Here is a 16706-nt window from a genome sequence, read left to right on the forward strand (position 1 = left end):
TCGGTGTCGCGAGCCCCGATGGACTGGCGACGCCCACGGCAACCGCGACGCTCGACCTCAGCGTCGTCATGCCCACCTATCGGCGTCCCGACCTGCTGGCCCGCTGCCTGGGCGCGCTGCTGGCGCAGACGCTGCCAGCCGATCGCTTCGAGGTGATCGTCGTGGACGACGGCCAGGAGGACCGGTGCCGAGAGCAGGTCGAGCGGGTCGCCGCGACGCCGGGCGCGCCGGCGATCCGCTACCTGCGCGCCGCGAGCGGCCGTGGGCCCGCGGTCGCGCGCAACGCCGGCTGGCGCGCCGCGACGGCGCCGCTCGTCGCCTTCACCGACGACGACACGCTGCCCGATCCGTCGTGGCTGGCGCGCGGCCTGGCCGCGATGCAGGCACACCCGGACTGGGTCGCCGCGGCCGGCCAGGTCAGGGTGCCGAGCGCGAGCGCCGGTGGCATCGGCACCGCCACCGACGGCGACATCGACAGCGACATCGGCCGCGACGGCGTTCCTGCCCGGCGCGACGCGCGACCGACTGACCATGAGCTGATGACCCGCGGCCTGGAGACCTCCGAATTCGTGACGGCGAATGCCTTTGCCCGGCGCGAGGTGCTGGCGCGCATCGATGGCTTCGACGAACGCTTCCTGCGCGCCTGGCGCGAGGACTCCGACCTCCAGTTCCGCCTGCAGGCGCAGGGACCGGTGGGACGCGTCGCCGACGCGCTGGTCTGGCATCCCGTGCGTCCCGAACGCTGGGGCGTGTCGCTGCGCCAGCAGCGCAACGTCTACTTCGACGCGCTGCTGTACCGCAAGCATCCGGGGATCTACCGCTCGCGCATCCGCCGCGTGCCGCCGTGGGACTACTACGCCATCGTTGCGATGACCCCGGCGGCGATCGTGCTGGCCGCGGCGGGGCAGGGCGCGATCGCGGCGGGGCTGCTGGCCGCGTCGGCCGCGCTGATCCTGCGACTGACCGCCCGCCGCCTGCGCGCCACCTCGCGTGCGCTGCCGCATGTGTGGGAGATGCTCTGCACCTCGGCCGCGATCCCCTTCCTCTCGGTGTACTGGCGGCTGCGCGGCGCGTGGCATTTCCGGACGCCGTTCCTCTGAGCCCGCGATGCGACCTCCGCTTCCGTCCAATACGCCGGCTCCGGCGAGTTCGCCTCTTCCGGGGGCGAGCCCGAAGTCCATCACCGGCCCCGTCCGAGGGTCCGCGACGTCGGCCGCTGCGGCGCCCGCGTCGATCGACGGCGAGGTGCGGCGCATCCTGATCCTGCGCGCGCTGGTGCTGGGCGACACGATCTGCGCCGTGCCCGCGCTGCGGGCCATCCGGCGCGCCTGGCCGCAGGCGCACATCGCGCTGATGGGCCTGCCGGTCGCGCGCGAGTACCTGTCGCGCCTGGACTGCGTCGACGAGTGGCGGCCGTTTCCCGGTTGGCCGGGCCTGCCGGAGCGCGAGCCCGATGTGCGCGCGCTGCCCGCCTTCCTCGCCGCGATGCACGCCAGCGACTGGGACCTCGCCATCCAGCTGCACGGCAGCGGCGAGCGGACCAATCCCTTCCTGGCCCTGCTGGGCGCGCGCTGGCACGCAGGCTTTCGCAGCGATGCAGCCTGGGTGCCGCCGGCCGACGAGGCCCGCTTCGCGCCCTGGCCGCTGCTGGGCCACGAGACGCAGCGGCTGCTGTCGCTGTGCCGCCACCTCGGCCTGCCGGCCGACGACGACACGCTCGAGTTCCCGCTGCGCGACGAGGACGACGTGGCGCTCGCCCGCGCCTGGCCGGGTCGCGCTCAGACAGGGCCCTACGCCTGCCTGCACGTGGGCGCGCAGCTGGCGTCGCGGCGCTGGCCGCTGCGCCGCTTCGCGGCCGTGGCCCAGGCGCTGCACGACGCCGGCCTGGCGATCGTGCTCACCGGCACAGCCGCCGAACGTCCGCTGACCGGCGAATTCGCCGCGATGCTCGCCGCGCTCGGCGTGCCGGTCACCGACCTGTCCGGCGCGACCACGCTGTGGACCCTGGGCGCGCTGCTGCGCGATGCGCGGGTGCTGGTGTGCAACGACACCGGCGTTTCGCATGTGGCTGCGGCGCTGCGCGTGCCCAGCGTGGTGGTGTCCTGCGGCAGCGAGCCGATGCGCTGGGCGCCGCCGGACCGCGCCCGGCACCGGGTGCTGGCCAAGCCCGCGCCCTGCCGTCCCTGCGCCTATCCCGAATGCCCGAACGGCCATGCCTGCGCGCATGCGCTGTCGGTCTTCGAGGTGCTGCAGGCGCTGGAAGACCTGCTGCGTTCGTCCGCGCCATCCATCCCATCCGTCGCGATCTCCAAGGAGGGTCCCCATGCCCCGTCGCCTGCGCATCCTGACCTGGCACGTCCACGGCAACTACCTCTACAACCTCACGCAGGTTCCGCATGACTTCTTCCTGGTGACCGACCCGGCGGGCTCGCCAGGCCGCGTGGGCCGTGTCGGCGCGCTGCCCTGGGGCGACAACGTGCATGAGGCGCCGGTGGAGCAGATCGCGACCATGCCCTTCGACCTGGTGCTGTACCAGCACCGCGCCGGCTGGGACGAGGACCGCCCGCGCTGGCTCAGCGAGGCGCAGCAGCGGCTGCCGCGCGTCTACCTGGAACACGACCCGCCGCAGCAGCATCCCACCGACACCCTGCACTGGGTGCAGGACCCCGGCGCGATGCTGGTCCATTGCACCCACTTCAACGCGCTGATGTGGGACGCGGGCCGGACGCCGACCCGGGTGGTCGAGCACGGCGTGCGGCCGCTGACGCAGGTGGTCTATCGTGGCGAGCTGGAGCGCGGGCTGGTGGTCGTCAACCACCTGCAGCGCCGCGGCCGCCGCCTGGGCGCCGACCTGTACCGGGAACTGCTCGAGCGGGTGCCGCTGACGCTGGTGGGCATGGGCAGCGAGGCGCTGCCAGGCGGCTGGGGCGAGGCCTCGCAACTGGAGCTGCCGGCCCACATGGCCTCGCACCGCTTCTTCCTGCATCCGGTCCGCTACACCAGCCTGGGCCTGGCGTTGATCGAGGCGATGCTGATCGGCCAGCCGGTCGTCGGCCTGGCCACCACCGAGCTGGCCACCGTCATCCGCAGCGGCGAGAACGGCTTCATCGACAACCGGCCGCAGGCGCTCGCCGACACCATGGCGCGGCTGCTGCGCGATCCGGGCCTGGCCCGCGAGTGGGGCGAGCGCGGCCGCGAGCTGGCGCGGGAGCGATTCAACATCGACCGCTTCGTCGCGGACTGGATGCAGCTTCTCCATGAGGTCACGACATGAACGACGCCATCGACACCCCCCGCACGATCCTGGTCACCGGCGCGGCCGGTTTCGTCGGCAGCCATCTCTGCGAACGCCTGCTCGCCCGCGGGCATCGGGTGATGGCCGTCGACAACCTGAGCACCGGCGACATCGGCCACCTCGACCAACTGCTCGGCCACAAGGGCTTCACCTTCCACCGGCGCGACGTGTGCCTGGAGCCGACGCCGGAGATGGCGCAGGCGGACCGCATCTTCAACCTCGCCTGCCCGGCGAGCCCCGCGTACTACCAGACCGCGCCGGTGGACACCGTGCTCAGCAGCGTGCTGGGCGCCTGGCGCCTGCTGGAGCTGGCCCAGCAGGCGGGCGCGCGGCTGCTGCATACCTCCACCAGCGAGGTCTACGGCGACCCCGAGTGCCATCCGCAGCACGAGGACTACTGGGGCCATGTCAATCCGAACGGGGCGCGCTCCTGCTACGACGAGGGCAAGCGCTGCGCCGAGGCGATGCTGATGGCCTACCACCAGGAGCGCGGCGTCGACGTGCGGATGGCCCGCATCTTCAACACCTACGGCCCGCGGCTGCGGCCCGGCGATGGGCGCGTCGTCAGCAACTTCATCGTCCAGGCGCTGCAGGGCGAGGACCTCACCATCTACGGCGACGGACTGCAGACGCGCAGCTTCTGCTACGTCGACGACACGGTGCGCGCGCTGCTGCTGCTGATGGACGGCGCGCACCTCGGGCCGATCAACGTCGGCAATCCGGGCGAGCACACGATGCTGGCGCTGGCCGAGATGATCCTGCGCCTGACCGGCAGCCGCTCGCGACTGGTGTTCCGGCCGCTGCCCCAGGACGACCCGAAGCGCCGCTGTCCCGACATCGGCCGCGCCAAGGCGTTGCTCGGCTGGGAGCCGGAAGTCGCGCTGGAGGACGGGCTGCGCCGCACGATCGAGCACTTCCGCGGCGTGCTCGGGATGCGCAGCGTCACCGTGGCCTGAGCACCGGGTCGGGCGTCGCCAGCGCCGTCGCGCCGCGTCGACCTCGCTCCCAGTCGGCCAGCGCGCGGGCATAGGGGCGCACCAGACGCCGCCCGACCGCGGCGCCGCGCGCATCGCGCGGCACATGCCACAGCCCGCTGCGGTGCCAGCGCGCCGGCTCATACCAGTCGGGCCGGTCCAGCATCGGATAGAGGCAGACGCCGCCCAGCGGTACGCCGGCGCGGAGCGCGCGCTGCGCTTCCCCCGCGATGTCGTGCAGCCAGTCGGCGCGACCGCGTCCGATGTGGCCGGTCTCGGCCACCAGCAGCGGCCGGCCGTAACGCTGCCAGACCTGACCCAGCAGCGCGGACAGCGGCTGCCGCCGCGGATCGCCGAGGTGCCAGGCCAGCCGCTTCTCGCTGGGCACCTCCCACTGGCTGCTGTGATAGTGGTTGAGGCCAATCCAGTCCAGCGCCGCCGGATGGCCGCCGAGCTCGGGATCCTGCCGGCCGGCCAGCATGTCGAAGGCCTGCCACTGGTAGGACGCCACCTGCTCGGCCAGCGCGCGCTGGTCCGGCGTGTCCTCCGTCGGCACGACGTGGATCACCGGATCGATGTGCAGGAAGCGCGCCTGCGGATCGACCTCGCGGATCGCGTCCATGCCGGCGAGCGCCGCCCGCACCAACCGGCGCTTGATCGCGTAGCCGCTGATCCGCGAGTCCTCGCGGGCGCCGACTTCGCGCGGCGCGCCCGCCGGTCCCATCGCGTCGGAGGACGAGGCGGCCCAGGCCAGGAAGCTGATCTCGTTGATCGGCGTGTAGAAGCGCGGGCCTGGGCAGAGCGGGCGGATCGCGGCGGCCGCCGCCGCGGCGAAGCGGGCAAAGCGCGGGATCAGCGCATCGTCCAGCAGCGTCAGGTCGGGCGGCACGCCGTAATGCATCAGCGTCCACAGCACCTGCAGGCCTTCGCGCCGCGCGGTCCGGGCCATGCACTGGGCGCGGCTGAAGTCCCAGGCCCCGGGCGCGCGCTCGCTCAGGCGCCAGCCCACGCTTTCGCGCACGCAGCGCAGGCCGAGCCGGCGCGCCTCGCGGTAGTCCCGCACCAGCAGCCGGTCGTGGCCGGTGGCGCGGACCATGTCGAGCGCGTCGCCGCGGCCGTTGACGTGGTCGGCACCTTCGTAGCCGCCCATCCAGAAGGAGCGGAACGGGCGCTCGGTCAGCGGGCCGCCGGTCACGGCGCGAGCAGCGCCTGCTCGACCAGCGCGCACCAGGTGTGGCCGATGAAGATGTGGGCCTCCTGGATGCGCGCGGTGTCGCTGTGTTGCACGACCAGGCACAGGTCGCAGAGCTCCCGCATCGCGCCGCCGTCCCGGCCGCTCAGGCCGATCGTCGTCATGCCGAGCTGGCGCGCCTGCGCGAGACCCCGCAGCACATTGGGCGAGTTGCCCGAGGTCGAGATGCCGATCACGCAGTCCCCCGGCGCGCCGAGTCCGGCGACCTGCCGCGAGAACACCTGCTCGAAGCCGTAATCGTTGCCGATGCAGGTCAGCGCGGAACTGTCGGTGGTGAGCGCCACCGCGGCCAGCGGCGCGCGTTCCCGGCTGAAGCGGCCGGTGAACTCGGCCGCCAGGTGCTGGCAATCGGCGGCCGAGCCGCCATTGCCCATCAGCATCAGCTTGCGGCCGGCGCGCAGCGTGTCGCTCATCAGCGTCGCGGCGCGGGCGATGTCGGGCCCGAGCGCATCGAGCTGGTCGAACAGCGCGCGATGCGCCCGCAAGCCTTCCAGGAAGGTCGCGTCCGGATCGACGCGCGGCGGCGCGGTGGCGGGGCGCCGGGCCGGGCGCGGCAGCGGATGGGGCAGGGGATGGGGAAGCGCACTCATGCGGAGACTCCTAGTTCCTCGAGCGTGACCGAGGCGGTGCCGAACTTGCCGACCACCAGCCCGGCCGCGCGATTGGCCGCGCGCACCGCGTCCTCCAGCGACGCGCCGCGCGCCAGGAAGCAGGTCAGCGCGGCCAGCACGGTGTCGCCGGCGCCGCTGACGTCATAGACCTCGCGGGCCTCGGTCGGTACATGCAGGCAGGTGCCGTCGCGGGAGAACAGGCTCATGCCGTGCTCGCCGCGCGTCAGCAGCACATGGTCGATGTCCAGTCGCCGCTGCAGCGCCGCCAGGCGCTCGCACAGCTCGTCGTCGTCGCGCCAGTCGCCGACGGCCTCGCGCAATTCGGCCAGGTTGGGCTTGATCAGCCAGGCGCCGCGATAGGCCTCCAGGTCCTTGCGCTTGGGGTCGACCAGCACCCGGCAAGGCAGGTCCTGGCAGCGCTCGATCAGCGTCTGCACCTGGCGCAGCGCGCCCTTGGCGTAGTCGGACACCAGGATCCAGCGGTGGCGCGCGGCGAGCTCGCCCGCCAGCGTCGTGAGCTCGTCAACGCTGGCGGCGGGCGGCTCGGATTCGACGTCCATGCGCAGCAGCTGCTGCCGCTGGCTCACCATGCGGATCTTCTGGATGGTGTCGATCGCCGGCCCGCGGACGAAGCGCTGCGTGATGCCGGGCTGGTCCAGCAGCGCGACCAGGCAGGCGCCGGCGGTGTCGGTGCCCACCAGGCCGCTGACGGTGCAGGGACAGCGCAACCGCGCCAGGTTGAGCGCGACGTTGGCCGCGCCGCCGGCGCGCTGCGACTGGCGATGCAGGCGCAGGATGGGCACCGGCGCCTCGGGCGAGATGCGATGCACCGCGCCCTCGAGGTACACGTCCAGCATGCAGTCGCCGACGATCAGCACCTCCGGCGGCGCCAGTTCGGGGAGCGTGGTCGCGGTCATGGCGCCGGGGCCCGCAGGTGTTCGATCAACTGGGTGCTCGAATGGCCGCGCAGGTAGGGCCCGATCGAGACCCGGCCGCCCCAGCTGCGCACCAGCGGCGTCTCCGGCAGTTCCTCGACGCGGTAGTCGCCGCCCTTGACGTAGACATCGGGCCGCAGCGCCTCGAGCAGCGCCTGCGGCGTGGGCTCGTCGAACCAGGTGACCCAGGACACGCAGGCCAGCGCGCCGACCACGCGTGCCCGGTCCTCCAGCGTGTGGTACGGCCGCTCGCCGCGCTTGCCCAGGCCGCGCGCCGAGCGGTCGCTGTTGAGCGCGACCACCAGGCTGCTGCCCTGCGCGCTGGCCGCCTCCAGCCCGCGCACATGGCCGGCGTGCAGGATGTCGAAGACGCCGTTGGTGAACACCAGCGGTCGCGCCAGCCGCGCGGCCATCTCTCGCAGGCGCTCCGGCGGCACGCACTTGAGCGAGCTGTCCCACTTGTCGATCATGTCGGTCTCCCGGCTGGTGCCGCGCCGGTCGCGACCTCGTCCAGCACATGGGCGGCCAGCGCCGCCCAGTTGTCGAAGACGGCCTCGGGCTCGCGCAGCGGCGAGCGCCGCCACACGGTCTCGCCGCCACTGTCGAAGAGCAGGCCGCGCGCGCCGGCCCGGCGGCCGGCCTCGACGTCGTCCAGCGTGTCGCCCACCATCCAGGAGCGCGTCAGGTCCAGCCCGTGACGCCGCGCGGCGGTGATCAGCATGCCCGGCGCCGGCTTGCGGCACAGGCAGGCCGGCCGGCCCTGGGCATCGGGTTCGTGCGGGCAGAGCAGCACGTCGTCGATGCGCACGCCGGCCTCGTCGCGCAGCCGCCGCAGCAGCGCGTCCTGCAACTGCGCGAACTGGGCGCGGGTGAAGTAGCCGCGCGCCAGGCCGCTCTGGTTGGTGACGATCACCAGCGCCAGCCCGGCCGACGCGAGCGCCGCCAGCGCCTGGCCGGCGCCGGGCATGAAGCGCAGCTGCGCCGGGTCGACGTTGTAGGGCACGTTCTCGATCAGCGTGCCGTCCTTGTCGATGAACAGGCAGGGACGCAGTGCGCCGGCGGGCAGGCGCTCGCCGGGCGCCGCGCTCAGGTCCAGGTCCTGCACCGGCAGCATGCTGATGGGGTCGGGCGGCGTGGTCACGGCCAGGAGGTCTCTTGGGTGGGCAGGACGGTGAGTTCCGGGATCACCGTGCCCTCGGGCTGCTGCAGCACCCAGCGCACCGCGCGCGCGACGTTCATCGGGTCCTGCAGCTTGCTCTCGTCGATGCCGGGGAAACGGTCCAGCAGGAAGGGCGTGCGCATGCCGCCGGCGACGATGGCGGAGACCCGCACCTGCTTGTCCCGCAGCTCGGCGTGCAGCGCATGCGACAGGCCCAGCAGGCCCCACTTGGTCGCGTGATACGCGCTGGCATTGGGCCAGGCGCGCTTGGAGGCGGTCGAGGCGATGTTGACGATGTGGCCGCCGCGCGGCTGCGTCAGCATCCGCGCCGAGGCGTACTTGGTCATCAGCAGCGGGCCCGAGAGGTTGGTGTTGAGCACGCGCTGCCAGTCCTCGACGGCCAGTTCCGACAGCGGCGCGGTGACGTCCACCGCGGCGTTGTTGATCAGCACGTCCAGCCGGCCGAAGTCGCGCACCGCGCTGGCCACGACCTCCTCGCACTGGCGCGGGTCGGAAACGTCCAGCGCGACGGGCACCGCCTCGATGTCGCGCTCGCCCAGCAGCGCGGCGCGGTCGCGGGCGCGGCCCAGGTCGATGTCGGCGATCAGCACGCGCATGCCGGCTTCGCCCAGCGTCTGCGCGATCGCGGCGCCCAGGCCGCGGCTGCCACCGGTGATCAGCGCGACCTGGCCGTGCAGGCTGGCGGCGTCCGCGGCGGGCGTGGTGGAGGGGACGGTGGCCGGCGCGGTGGACGCGGCCGTCGAGGGACTGTCGATCATGGGGAACTCCGGCGGAGGGTGGGTGAAATCGGACAGGGAGAACGGGAAAGGGCAGGGGCGCGGCGCGTCAGCGCGCTGCTTCGGCGGCGATCCAGGCGCGGGCGCGCAGCTGGGCCGCGGCCATCATCGAGAAGCACTCGTCCCAGATCGGGAAGGCGCCGCTGGCGGCGACCACCAGGCCGTCCAGCCAGACGCCGCCCCACAGCACCGCGTCGTCGGTGCTCAGGCGGTGCGGCTCCAGCAGCTGCAGCCGCCGGCTGTCCATGCGGTGGCGCCAGGACAGCAGCGCCTTGCGGCGGGCGTAGTCGGCGTAGTCCACGTCCCAGCGGGCGCGGTCGCCGATCGAGTGCTCCAGCAGCACGCGCGGCTCGGAGGCGCCGTCGCCGCAGGGCACCGAGGGATCGAGCACGACCAGGTGCAGGACGCCGAGGCCGCTGACCTCCGGCGAGGCCAGTTGGGCGGCGATCGCCGGCGTGATCGCGTCGAGCGCGGCCTGGGCGAGGTCGGGAGTCAGGAAGCGGCTGCTCATCGGGGTGTCCGGTGGGGGAAGGAAAAGTCGGACCTTCGTTCAGCAAGGCGCATACCCGCGCCGCGCGTGCCCGGCATGCTGGGCATCACGCTTGCCATCGAGAGATTCCGGCGCGCCGTGTGGCGCGTCATCCCAGCACATCCACAGCCAGGAGAATCCCCATGCCTTCTTCCACGACCGCGGCCTCGAGCCGGAAAACCACCGCGCGGCGCGCCACCACGGCCCGGACGAAGACGCCCGACGCCATCGCCCTGCTGCGCGCCGACCACAAGGAGGTCAGCGAGCTCTTCGAGCAGTTCGAGAAGTCGCGCTCGGCCGCCAAGAAGCAGCAGCTCGTCGCCCAGATCTGCACGGCCCTGACGGTGCATGCGCAGATCGAGGAGGAGATCTTCTATCCCGAGGTGCAGGCCGCGCTGAAGGACAAGGAGCTGGTCCCCGAGGCCCGCGTCGAGCACCAGAGCATCAAGGACCTGATCGCGGCGGTGCAGGGCGTCGAGCCCGATGGCGAGGACTACGACGCCAAGGTCAAGGTCATGAGCGAGTGGGTCAAGCACCACGTCAAGGAGGAACAGAACGAGATGTTCCCCAAGGCGAAGAAAGCCGGGCTGGACCTGGCCGAGCTCGGCGAGCGGCTGCAGCAGCGCAAGGACGAGTTGATGGCCGAGCAGCAGACGCACTGAACGTCCGCGGCGGGCCCGGGGCGGGCCCGCTTCGCGGTGGCCGGCAGCTCACTTCTTCTGGACGATGCTGATGCTGCCGTCGCTCTCCAGGATGGCGATCTTGACGTCGGCGAGCGAGCAGTCCGCTTCGCGCAGCGCCTTCTCGACATCCAGGTCGCTGAGCCGGTGCCGACGGATCACCTCGGGAAACCACTGGCCATCGCGGCCGATCAGCACCGGCGATCCCTCCAGCAGCCGCTCGACACGCCGGCTGCGCGAGCCGAAGAAGCCCATCAGGCCGTTCATCACGATCAGCGCGCCAGCCACGATCCAGGCGCCGGTCACCGATTCCTCGCCGCCGCTCAGGCCATTGCTGACGGCCTCGCTCAGCAGCATGACCACCAGCAGGTCGAACGGTGTGAACTGGCCCACGGTGCGCTTGCCGGAGAGCCGCACCATGATCAGCAGCGCGAAGTAGATCAGCGCGGCGCGCGCCAGCAGTTCCCAGGGACTGACTTGCAGGTCGAACATCGAATCCATCGCTCCGAAGCGCCTTTCGGCGACACCTCGTCGAGGCAAAGGCGGTGCCTGCAACACCGCCGGGCGGCGGGGACGCGCTTCCTTGCCGTCAACGCGTCGGCAGCGAATGCCGACCCGCATCGCGGCGTGCTGATCGGAGGCGCCGCTGGCCTGGAAGAAGCCCGCTCGCGGCGGGCCCTGCGGTTGCCGGATTCGGTGCAAACCCCGCTGTCATCGATGAAGAAAGGCTTCCCATGCTTGCCCTGACCTACCACGGTGCCCATGACGTGCGCGTCGAGACGGTGCCCGATCCGGTGCTCGCCGCCGACGACGACATCCTGCTGCGTGTCACCGCGACGGCGATCTGCGGGTCCGACCTGCACATCTACCGCGGCAAGATCCCCGACATGAAGGACGGGGACATCCTCGGCCACGAGTTCATGGGCGTGGTGGAGGAGGTCGGCCGCGGCGTGACGAAGCTGCGGCGCGGCGACCGGGTGGTCGTGCCCTTCACCATCTCCTGCGGCGACTGCTTCTTCTGCGGCCGCAAGCTGTTCGCTGCCTGCGAGAACACCAATCCCGGCCGCGGCGCGATCCTGAACAAGAAGGACATCCGCGCCGGCGCGGGCCTGTTCGGCTACAGCCACCTGTACGGCGGGTATCCCGGCGGCCAGGCGCAGTACGTGCGGGTGCCCAAGGCCGACGTCGGCCCGCTGGTGATCCCGGACACGCAGCTGAGCGACGAGCAGGTGCTCTTCCTGTCCGACATCCTGCCCACCGGCTACCAGGCGGCGCTGAACGCGCAGGTGACGGCGGGCTCGACGATCGCGATCTTCGGCGCCGGGCCGGTCGGCATGATGGCGGCGGCCAGCGCGCGGCTGCTCGGCGCCGAGCGCATCTTCATGGTGGACCACCATCCCTACCGGCTGGCCTTCGCCAAGGAGACCTACGGCGTGCTGCCGATCGACTTCGACCAGATCGACGATCCGGCGGCTTTCATCATCGAGCAGACCGACCACCGCGGCGTCGACGCGTCGATCGACGCCGTCGGCTTCGAGGCCAAGGGCAGCACGGTGGAGACGGTGCTGTCGACGCTCAAGCTCGAGGGCTCCAGCGGCACCTCGCTGCGCTGGGCGATCGCGGCGACGCGCCGCGGCGGCATCGTCAGCGTGCCTGGCGTCTATGCCGGGTTCATCCACGGCTTCCTGTTCGGCGACGCCTTCGAGAAGGGGCTGAGCTTCACCAGCGGCCAGACGCATGCGCAGCGCTTCATGCCCGAGCTGCTGCGCCACATCGAGCGCGGCGAGCTCAAGCCCGACCTGATCGTCAGCCACCGGATGCCGCTGGTCGAGGCGGCGCGCGGTTACGAGATCTTCAACAAGAAGGAAGAGGACTGCCGCAAGGTGGTGCTGACGCCGTTCGGGTTCAGCTGAGCCGTCTTCCGATCCATGTTTCCAAGGAGTCCACGATGAACGACACCTCCGGACGGCCGCTGGCCGTCGTGACCGGCGCGTCCAGCGGCATCGGCCGCGAGCTCGCGCTCGAATGCGCCCGCCATGGCTACGACCTGCTGATCGCCGCGGACCGGCCGCTGGACGACACCGTCGCCGCCTGCCAGGCCGAGGGCGCGCAGGTGCAGGCGATCGAGGCCGACCTGGCGACGCCCGGCGGCGTGGACGCGCTCCATGCGGCGCTGGCGGCGCGGCCGGTCGACGCGCTGCTGGCCAATGCCGGCCACGGCCTGGGCCATGCCTTCCTGGACCAGGACTTCAATGCGGTGCGGCATGTCATCGACACCAACATCACCGGCACGCTCGATCTGATCCAGCGCGTCGGGCGGTCGATGCGGGACCGCAATGCCGGAAAGATCCTGATCACCGGCTCGATCGCGGGCCTGATGCCGGGCACCTTCCAGGCGGTCTACAACGGCACCAAGGCCTTCATCGATTCCTTCGCCTATGCGCTGCGCAACGAGCTGAAGGACACCAACGTGTCGGTCACGGTGCTGATGCCGGGGCCGACGGACACCGAGTTCTTCGAGCGCGCCGAGTTGACGGACACCAAGGTCGGGACGCAGCGCAAGCAGCCGCCCGAGGAGGTCGCGCGCACCGGCTACGAGGCGATGGAGGACGGCGAGAGCGCGGTGGTGGCCGGCTGGAAGAACAAGCTGCAGGCCGTGCTGGCCAACGTGACGCCGGCCGAGGTGCTGGCCGAGCAGCATCGGCGGATGGCGGAGCCGGGCAAGGCTTGAGCGGGCCGGCAGGCCGGGCACAGCGGAAAGAGGAACGGAACGCGCCGGAAGGCGGCTGTCGTGCGCGAGGCGCATGCGGCGCGCACTTGGGGGCGGCGCGCAGGCGCGCCCGGAAGGCTCGGGGTATAGACTGCCCCGCATCGTCGCGCCCTCCGGGGCGCGTGCTCATTCCGTTCCTCCGAAAGGCCTCCTCATGAAATCCCGTGCCGCCGTCGCCTTCGCAGCCGGCCAGCCGCTGCAGATCGTCGAGATCGATGTCGAGCCGCCCCGCAAGGGCGAGGTGCTGGTGAAGATCACCCACACCGGCGTCTGCCACACCGATGCGTTCACGCTCAGCGGCGACGATCCGGAAGGCCTGTTCCCTGCCGTGCTCGGCCACGAAGGCGCGGGCATCGTCGTCGAGGTGGGCGAGGGCGTCACCAGTGTCAAGCCCGGCGACCACGTCATCCCGCTCTACACCGCCGAATGCGGCGAGTGCCTGTTCTGCAAGTCCGGCAAGACCAACCTGTGCGTCGCCGTGCGCGCCACGCAGGGCAAGGGCGTGATGCCCGACGGCACGACGCGCTTCTCCTACCAGGGCCAGCCGGTCTACCACTACATGGGCTGCTCGACCTTCAGCGAGTACACGGTCGTGGCCGAGGTGTCGCTGGCCAAAATCCATCCCGAGGCGAACCCGGAGCAGGTCTGCCTGCTCGGCTGCGGCGTGACCACCGGCCTGGGCGCGGTGAAGAACACCGCCAAGGTGCAGCCCGGCGACTCGGTGGCCGTGTTCGGCCTGGGCGGCATCGGGCTGGCGGTGATCCAGGGCGCGAAGCTGGCGCAGGCCGGCCGCATCATCGCGATCGACACCAACCCGTCCAAGTTCGAGCTGGCCAAGGTCTTCGGCGCGACCGACTGCGTGAACCCGAAGGACCACGACAAGCCGATCCAGCAGGTGATCGTCGAGATGACCGGCTGGGGCGTCGACCATTCCTTCGAATGCATCGGCAACGTCAACGTGATGCGCGCGGCGCTGGAGTGCGCGCACCGCGGCTGGGGCCAGTCCATCGTCATCGGCGTCGCGGGCGCGGGCCAGGAGATCTCGACGCGCCCCTTCCAGCTGGTGACCGGCCGGACCTGGAAGGGCACGGCCTTCGGCGGCGTGAAGGGCCGCTCGCAGCTGCCCGGCATGGTGGAGGAGGCGATGCGCGGCGACATCCAGCTCGCGCCCTTCGTCACCCACACCATGCCGCTGACCGGCATCAACGAGGCCTTCGACCTGATGCACGAAGGCAAGTCGATCCGCTCCGTCGTCCACTACTGATTGCGAGCGAGCCGCCGGCCCTCGCCGCGATCGGCGGCGGGCGGCCGGCGCGCCGGCGTCACGACTGCAGCGCCTGCGCCTCGAGCTGCGCCTTGAGGCCGTCGGGCAGCTTCAGCTGCCGGGCGAGTTCGTCGAGGTAGGCGCGTTCCATGAAGCTGGTCTCGTCGACCATCAGCAGGGTCGCCAGGTACATCTCGGCAGCGATCTCCGGCGTCGTGGCCGCCTGCGCCACGGCCGCCGGATCGAGCGGCCGGCGCAGCGCGTCCTCGTGCCAGCGGCGCAGCTCGGCATCGCCGTCCAGGCGGGCCAGTTCGTTCTCGATGAGCTCGCGCTCGCGGTCGTCGAGGTGACCGTCGGCCTTGGCCGCCGCGATCATCGCCAGCAGCACCGCGCGGCTGTGCTGCTCCGCCTCCGCCGGCGGCACGCGGTCCAGCGTGCGCGGTTCAGCCGCCACGGCGCCCGGCGTCCACGTCGCCGAAGCGGTCGATCCGCCCGGCCGTGCCGCGCCTGCGCCGCCCGAGGCGCTCGCCCCCTGGGCCTGCTGCTGCGCCTGCCAGCTCGTGTAGGCCTTGTAGGCCATCAGCCCGAGCGCCGCGATGCTGCCGTACTTCAAGGCCTTGCCGCCGTAGCTGCGGCCGCGCTTGCTGCCCAGCAGCGCACCCAGCACGCCGGCCGCACCGGCGCCGGCTCCCAGCTTGCCCAGGCCGCCGAGATTGGCGAGGTCGCCCAGGCTGCCCAGCCCGCCGAGCCCGCCCGATCCGCCGCGGCTCATGCCGCCACCGCGGCCTTCGAGCAGGTCACGTCCGGATCTCAGCAATTGGTCCAGAAGTCCATGTGCGCTCATCGTCTGCCCCTTGTCATGTGAAGCGAAAGCCTGCCAGTTGAGGCCGGGCCACAGCATCCCCAAGACCCCATGGGGCTGCGGGAGACGACGGGCCGGCGGTCTTGATCGTCGCGGCCGTCGATGCTAGGGCATGGTGGCCGTCGATGTCGCCGCGCCTCCGCGGCGGAGCCCTTCAGCGCGTCTCGCGCCAGCCCAGCACCCGGGCTGGAAGGAACAGGATGGCCTTGAGCAGGGCGAAGACCGCCTCGACGCTCAGGCCGATCAGCCGGAACGGCAGCGTCAGCAGCCACACGATCGGCCACATCACCAGCGCCAGCAAGGCCAGCGGCCAGCACAGCACGAACAGGACCAGCCAGCACAACAGGCCGAAGAAACTCATGACGTACTCCTTGGTTCGCAACACCGCGCCGGGTCGACGCGGCAGGGCGGCACCATAGCGCTGGCCGCGGCGTCATGCGGCCATCGCGCGACAGACCGGCGCATCGGGCTCATGGACTGCGCATGAGCGCTCCGAACGCCTGCGCCAGATGCTCGACGAATTGCCGGACCCGGGCCGTTCCCTGGACGCGCTGCGGATAGACGGCATAGATGTCGGCGTCCGGCGTCTCCCAGTCGGGCAGCACCTGCACCAGGCGCCCGCTGGCGAGGAAACGCGCGATGTCCCATTCCGCGCGCATCAGGATGCCGTGACCGTCGAGCGCCCAGTTCACCGCGATCTCGCCATCGTTGGTGGTCAGCGCGCCGCGCGTCTTCACCGCCTCGGTCACCGTCTTGCGGCCGCGCCGCGCGCTCAGTCGCCACAGCCCGTAGGCCTCCTCGCCCTGGCGGATGCCGATGCAGTCGTGACGCACCAGCTCGGCTGGCGTCTTCGGGGTGCCATGCCTCGCCAGGTAGGCGGGGGACGCGCACAGCAGCCGGCGGTTGGACGCGATCCGCCGTGCGATGACCCGCGCATCGGGCGGCGGGCCGAAACGGATGCAGACGTCGAAGGCGTCCTCGTGCAGCGGCGGCGGATTGACCGACAGTTGCAGCTGCACCTGCAGCTTCGGATGCTGGCGCGCGAAGCTCGAGATCAGCGGCGCGATGTGCGTGCGGCCGAAGCCCAGCGTCGCGTTCACCCGCAGCAGGCCGCTCGCGGTGCCGCCGCTGGCGCTGAGCAGTTCCTGCAGGTCGTCGATCGCGGCCAGGATGCGCCGCGCATGGTCCAGGTAGAGCTCGCCTTCCTGCGTCAGGCTCATGCGGCGCGTCGTGCGGCTGAGCAGCGGCGTGCCGATCCGGCTCTCCATCTGCGACAGGTGCTTGCTCACCGCGGCGGTGGTAATGCCGAGCTCGCGCGCGGCGGCGCTGAGGCTGCCGGCGCTGCACAGCGTCGAGAAGAAGCTCAGGTCCGCCGGTGCGATCGCCGCCCCGGGCATGGCCGCGGCTTCCCTGCGCGGCGAGGTCTTGGATGCCATGCCGATGGCCCCTCCGATTGTTGAATCCAGGTTAAGGACGGCTTGAATGTAGCCGCGATCCATGGCAGTCGCCGTTCCCTAGAGTCGATCCCGAGACGCCTCACCTGAGGCCGCTTTGGACACGAGACCGGAGACCCATTCC

General features: G+C 71.7%; 19 protein-coding genes. 8 read left to right on the forward strand and 11 right to left on the reverse strand.

Annotated features, from left to right (window positions below; all coding sequences use genetic code 11):
- Nucleotides 1-68: 68 nt before the first annotated feature.
- The 4 genes from BM393_RS09410 to BM393_RS09425 all read left to right on the forward strand — a co-directional run bounded on the left by BM393_RS09410 (nucleotide 69) and on the right by BM393_RS09425 (nucleotide 4251).
- Nucleotides 69-1100, forward strand: coding sequence for a glycosyltransferase (locus BM393_RS09410; RefSeq protein ID WP_254783414.1), 1032 nt, complete (start codon nucleotides 69-71; stop codon nucleotides 1098-1100).
- A 145-nt stretch (nucleotides 1101-1245) separates the two neighbouring features.
- On the forward strand, nucleotides 1246-2400 hold the full coding sequence (locus BM393_RS09415; protein ID WP_254783307.1) for a glycosyltransferase family 9 protein: 1155 nt from the start codon (nucleotides 1246-1248) through the stop codon (nucleotides 2398-2400).
- Nucleotides 2324-3274 carry a glycosyltransferase family 4 protein gene (locus BM393_RS09420; protein ID WP_091725275.1) on the forward strand — a complete coding sequence of 317 codons (951 nt, stop codon included), beginning with the start codon at nucleotides 2324-2326 and terminating at the stop codon, nucleotides 3272-3274. Before BM393_RS09415 ends, BM393_RS09420 begins: the two co-directional genes overlap by 77 nt.
- On the forward strand, nucleotides 3271-4251 hold the full coding sequence (locus BM393_RS09425) for a UDP-glucuronic acid decarboxylase family protein (RefSeq protein ID WP_091724517.1): 981 nt from the start codon (nucleotides 3271-3273) through the stop codon (nucleotides 4249-4251). Before BM393_RS09420 ends, BM393_RS09425 begins: the two co-directional genes overlap by 4 nt.
- On the opposite strand, the gene BM393_RS09430 is transcribed toward BM393_RS09425, so the two are convergent.
- From BM393_RS09430 to BM393_RS09460, 7 genes are all read right to left on the reverse strand, one after another.
- Nucleotides 4238-5464, reverse strand: coding sequence for a hypothetical protein (locus BM393_RS09430; RefSeq protein ID WP_091724518.1), 1227 nt, complete (start codon nucleotides 5462-5464; stop codon nucleotides 4238-4240). The two genes, BM393_RS09425 and BM393_RS09430, sit on opposite strands and share 14 nt — an antisense overlap.
- On the reverse strand, nucleotides 5461-6111 hold the full coding sequence (locus BM393_RS09435; protein WP_091724519.1) for a D-sedoheptulose 7-phosphate isomerase: 651 nt from the start codon (nucleotides 6109-6111) through the stop codon (nucleotides 5461-5463). Before BM393_RS09435 ends, BM393_RS09430 begins: the two co-directional genes overlap by 4 nt.
- Nucleotides 6108-7049 (reverse strand): D-glycero-beta-D-manno-heptose-7-phosphate kinase, encoded by a 942-nt coding sequence (rfaE1, locus tag BM393_RS09440; protein ID WP_091724520.1) that lies wholly within the window; start codon nucleotides 7047-7049, stop codon nucleotides 6108-6110. Before rfaE1 ends, BM393_RS09435 begins: the two co-directional genes overlap by 4 nt.
- A complete protein-coding gene (locus BM393_RS09445; protein ID WP_175538259.1) occupies nucleotides 7046-7537 on the reverse strand; it encodes an adenylyltransferase/cytidyltransferase family protein in 492 nt (163 codons plus the stop codon). The genes rfaE1 and BM393_RS09445 overlap by 4 nt, the downstream gene beginning before the upstream one ends.
- On the reverse strand, nucleotides 7534-8208 hold the full coding sequence (locus tag BM393_RS09450; protein WP_254783309.1) for an HAD-IIIA family hydrolase: 675 nt from the start codon (nucleotides 8206-8208) through the stop codon (nucleotides 7534-7536). Before BM393_RS09450 ends, BM393_RS09445 begins: the two co-directional genes overlap by 4 nt.
- Nucleotides 8205-9005, reverse strand: coding sequence for an SDR family oxidoreductase (locus tag BM393_RS09455; RefSeq protein WP_091724521.1), 801 nt, complete (start codon nucleotides 9003-9005; stop codon nucleotides 8205-8207). Before BM393_RS09455 ends, BM393_RS09450 begins: the two co-directional genes overlap by 4 nt.
- 67 nt (nucleotides 9006-9072) lie before the next feature.
- Nucleotides 9073-9534, reverse strand: coding sequence for a hypothetical protein (locus BM393_RS09460; protein ID WP_091724522.1), 462 nt, complete (start codon nucleotides 9532-9534; stop codon nucleotides 9073-9075).
- Between the two features lie 161 nt (nucleotides 9535-9695).
- Between BM393_RS09460 and BM393_RS09465 the strand changes: the two genes are divergently transcribed.
- Nucleotides 9696-10214: a hemerythrin domain-containing protein gene (locus BM393_RS09465; protein WP_091724523.1), complete on the forward strand. Its 519-nt coding sequence runs from the start codon at nucleotides 9696-9698 to the stop codon at nucleotides 10212-10214.
- A gap of 48 nt (nucleotides 10215-10262) precedes the next feature.
- Here the strand turns inward: BM393_RS09465 and BM393_RS09470 are convergent, their stop codons facing one another.
- Complete coding sequence (locus BM393_RS09470) at nucleotides 10263-10724, reverse strand: DUF421 domain-containing protein (RefSeq protein WP_091724524.1); 462 nt, start codon at nucleotides 10722-10724, stop codon at nucleotides 10263-10265.
- A 242-nt stretch (nucleotides 10725-10966) separates the two neighbouring features.
- Here BM393_RS09470 and BM393_RS09475 point away from each other — a divergent pair, with 242 nt between their 5' ends.
- The 3 genes from BM393_RS09475 (at nucleotide 10967) to BM393_RS09485 (ending at nucleotide 14266) form a co-directional block, all read left to right on the forward strand.
- The gene (locus tag BM393_RS09475; protein WP_091724525.1) at nucleotides 10967-12145 is read left to right on the forward strand and encodes a zinc-dependent alcohol dehydrogenase; all 1179 of its coding nucleotides are present in this window, start codon (nucleotides 10967-10969) and stop codon (nucleotides 12143-12145) included.
- A gap of 35 nt (nucleotides 12146-12180) precedes the next feature.
- A complete protein-coding gene (locus tag BM393_RS09480) occupies nucleotides 12181-12963 on the forward strand; it encodes an SDR family oxidoreductase (protein ID WP_091724526.1) in 783 nt (260 codons plus the stop codon).
- A 193-nt stretch (nucleotides 12964-13156) separates the two neighbouring features.
- Nucleotides 13157-14266: an S-(hydroxymethyl)glutathione dehydrogenase/class III alcohol dehydrogenase gene (locus BM393_RS09485; protein WP_091724527.1), complete on the forward strand. Its 1110-nt coding sequence runs from the start codon at nucleotides 13157-13159 to the stop codon at nucleotides 14264-14266.
- A gap of 58 nt (nucleotides 14267-14324) precedes the next feature.
- Here BM393_RS09485 and BM393_RS09490 read toward each other — a convergent pair whose 3' ends face one another.
- From BM393_RS09490 to BM393_RS09500, 3 genes are all read right to left on the reverse strand, one after another.
- The gene (locus BM393_RS09490) at nucleotides 14325-15110 is read right to left on the reverse strand and encodes a tellurite resistance TerB family protein (RefSeq protein WP_091724528.1); all 786 of its coding nucleotides are present in this window, start codon (nucleotides 15108-15110) and stop codon (nucleotides 14325-14327) included.
- Nucleotides 15111-15282: 172 nt separating this feature from the next.
- A complete protein-coding gene (locus BM393_RS09495) occupies nucleotides 15283-15489 on the reverse strand; it encodes a hypothetical protein (RefSeq protein ID WP_091724529.1) in 207 nt (68 codons plus the stop codon).
- Between the two features lie 109 nt (nucleotides 15490-15598).
- Entirely contained in the window at nucleotides 15599-16564 is a 966-nt protein-coding gene (locus BM393_RS09500; protein ID WP_254783311.1) for a LysR substrate-binding domain-containing protein, read from the reverse strand.
- Nucleotides 16565-16706 lie beyond the last annotated feature (142 nt).

It is taken from the genome of Mitsuaria sp. PDC51 (assembly GCF_900113225.1).
Lineage (GTDB): Bacteria > Pseudomonadota > Gammaproteobacteria > Burkholderiales > Burkholderiaceae_C > Roseateles.

Bases quoted from the DNA above. Each gene is read 5' to 3' on its own strand.
- BM393_RS09435 (WP_091724519.1), bottom strand. From the start codon at position 6,111: ATGAGTGCGCTTCCCCATCCCCTGCCCCATCCGCTGCCGCGCCCGGCC.
- BM393_RS09465 (WP_091724523.1), top strand. From the start codon at position 9,696: ATGCCTTCTTCCACGACCGCGGCCTCGAGCCGGAAAACCACCGCGCGG.
- BM393_RS09470 (WP_091724524.1), bottom strand. From the start codon at position 10,724: ATGTTCGACCTGCAAGTCAGTCCCTGGGAACTGCTGGCGCGCGCCGCG.
- BM393_RS09420 (WP_091725275.1), top strand. From the start codon at position 2,324: ATGCCCCGTCGCCTGCGCATCCTGACCTGGCACGTCCACGGCAACTAC.
- BM393_RS09475 (WP_091724525.1), top strand. From the start codon at position 10,967: ATGCTTGCCCTGACCTACCACGGTGCCCATGACGTGCGCGTCGAGACG.
- rfaE1 (WP_091724520.1), bottom strand. From the start codon at position 7,049: ATGACCGCGACCACGCTCCCCGAACTGGCGCCGCCGGAGGTGCTGATC.
- BM393_RS09500 (WP_254783311.1), bottom strand. From the start codon at position 16,564: ATGGCATCCAAGACCTCGCCGCGCAGGGAAGCCGCGGCCATGCCCGGG.
- BM393_RS09495 (WP_091724529.1), bottom strand. From the start codon at position 15,489: ATGAGTTTCTTCGGCCTGTTGTGCTGGCTGGTCCTGTTCGTGCTGTGC.
- BM393_RS09480 (WP_091724526.1), top strand. From the start codon at position 12,181: ATGAACGACACCTCCGGACGGCCGCTGGCCGTCGTGACCGGCGCGTCC.
- BM393_RS09490 (WP_091724528.1), bottom strand. From the start codon at position 15,110: ATGAGCGCACATGGACTTCTGGACCAATTGCTGAGATCCGGACGTGAC.
- BM393_RS09485 (WP_091724527.1), top strand. From the start codon at position 13,157: ATGAAATCCCGTGCCGCCGTCGCCTTCGCAGCCGGCCAGCCGCTGCAG.
- BM393_RS09460 (WP_091724522.1), bottom strand. From the start codon at position 9,534: ATGAGCAGCCGCTTCCTGACTCCCGACCTCGCCCAGGCCGCGCTCGAC.
- BM393_RS09410 (WP_254783414.1), top strand. From the start codon at position 69: ATGCCCACCTATCGGCGTCCCGACCTGCTGGCCCGCTGCCTGGGCGCG.
- BM393_RS09445 (WP_175538259.1), bottom strand. From the start codon at position 7,537: ATGATCGACAAGTGGGACAGCTCGCTCAAGTGCGTGCCGCCGGAGCGC.
- BM393_RS09425 (WP_091724517.1), top strand. From the start codon at position 3,271: ATGAACGACGCCATCGACACCCCCCGCACGATCCTGGTCACCGGCGCG.
- BM393_RS09455 (WP_091724521.1), bottom strand. From the start codon at position 9,005: ATGATCGACAGTCCCTCGACGGCCGCGTCCACCGCGCCGGCCACCGTC.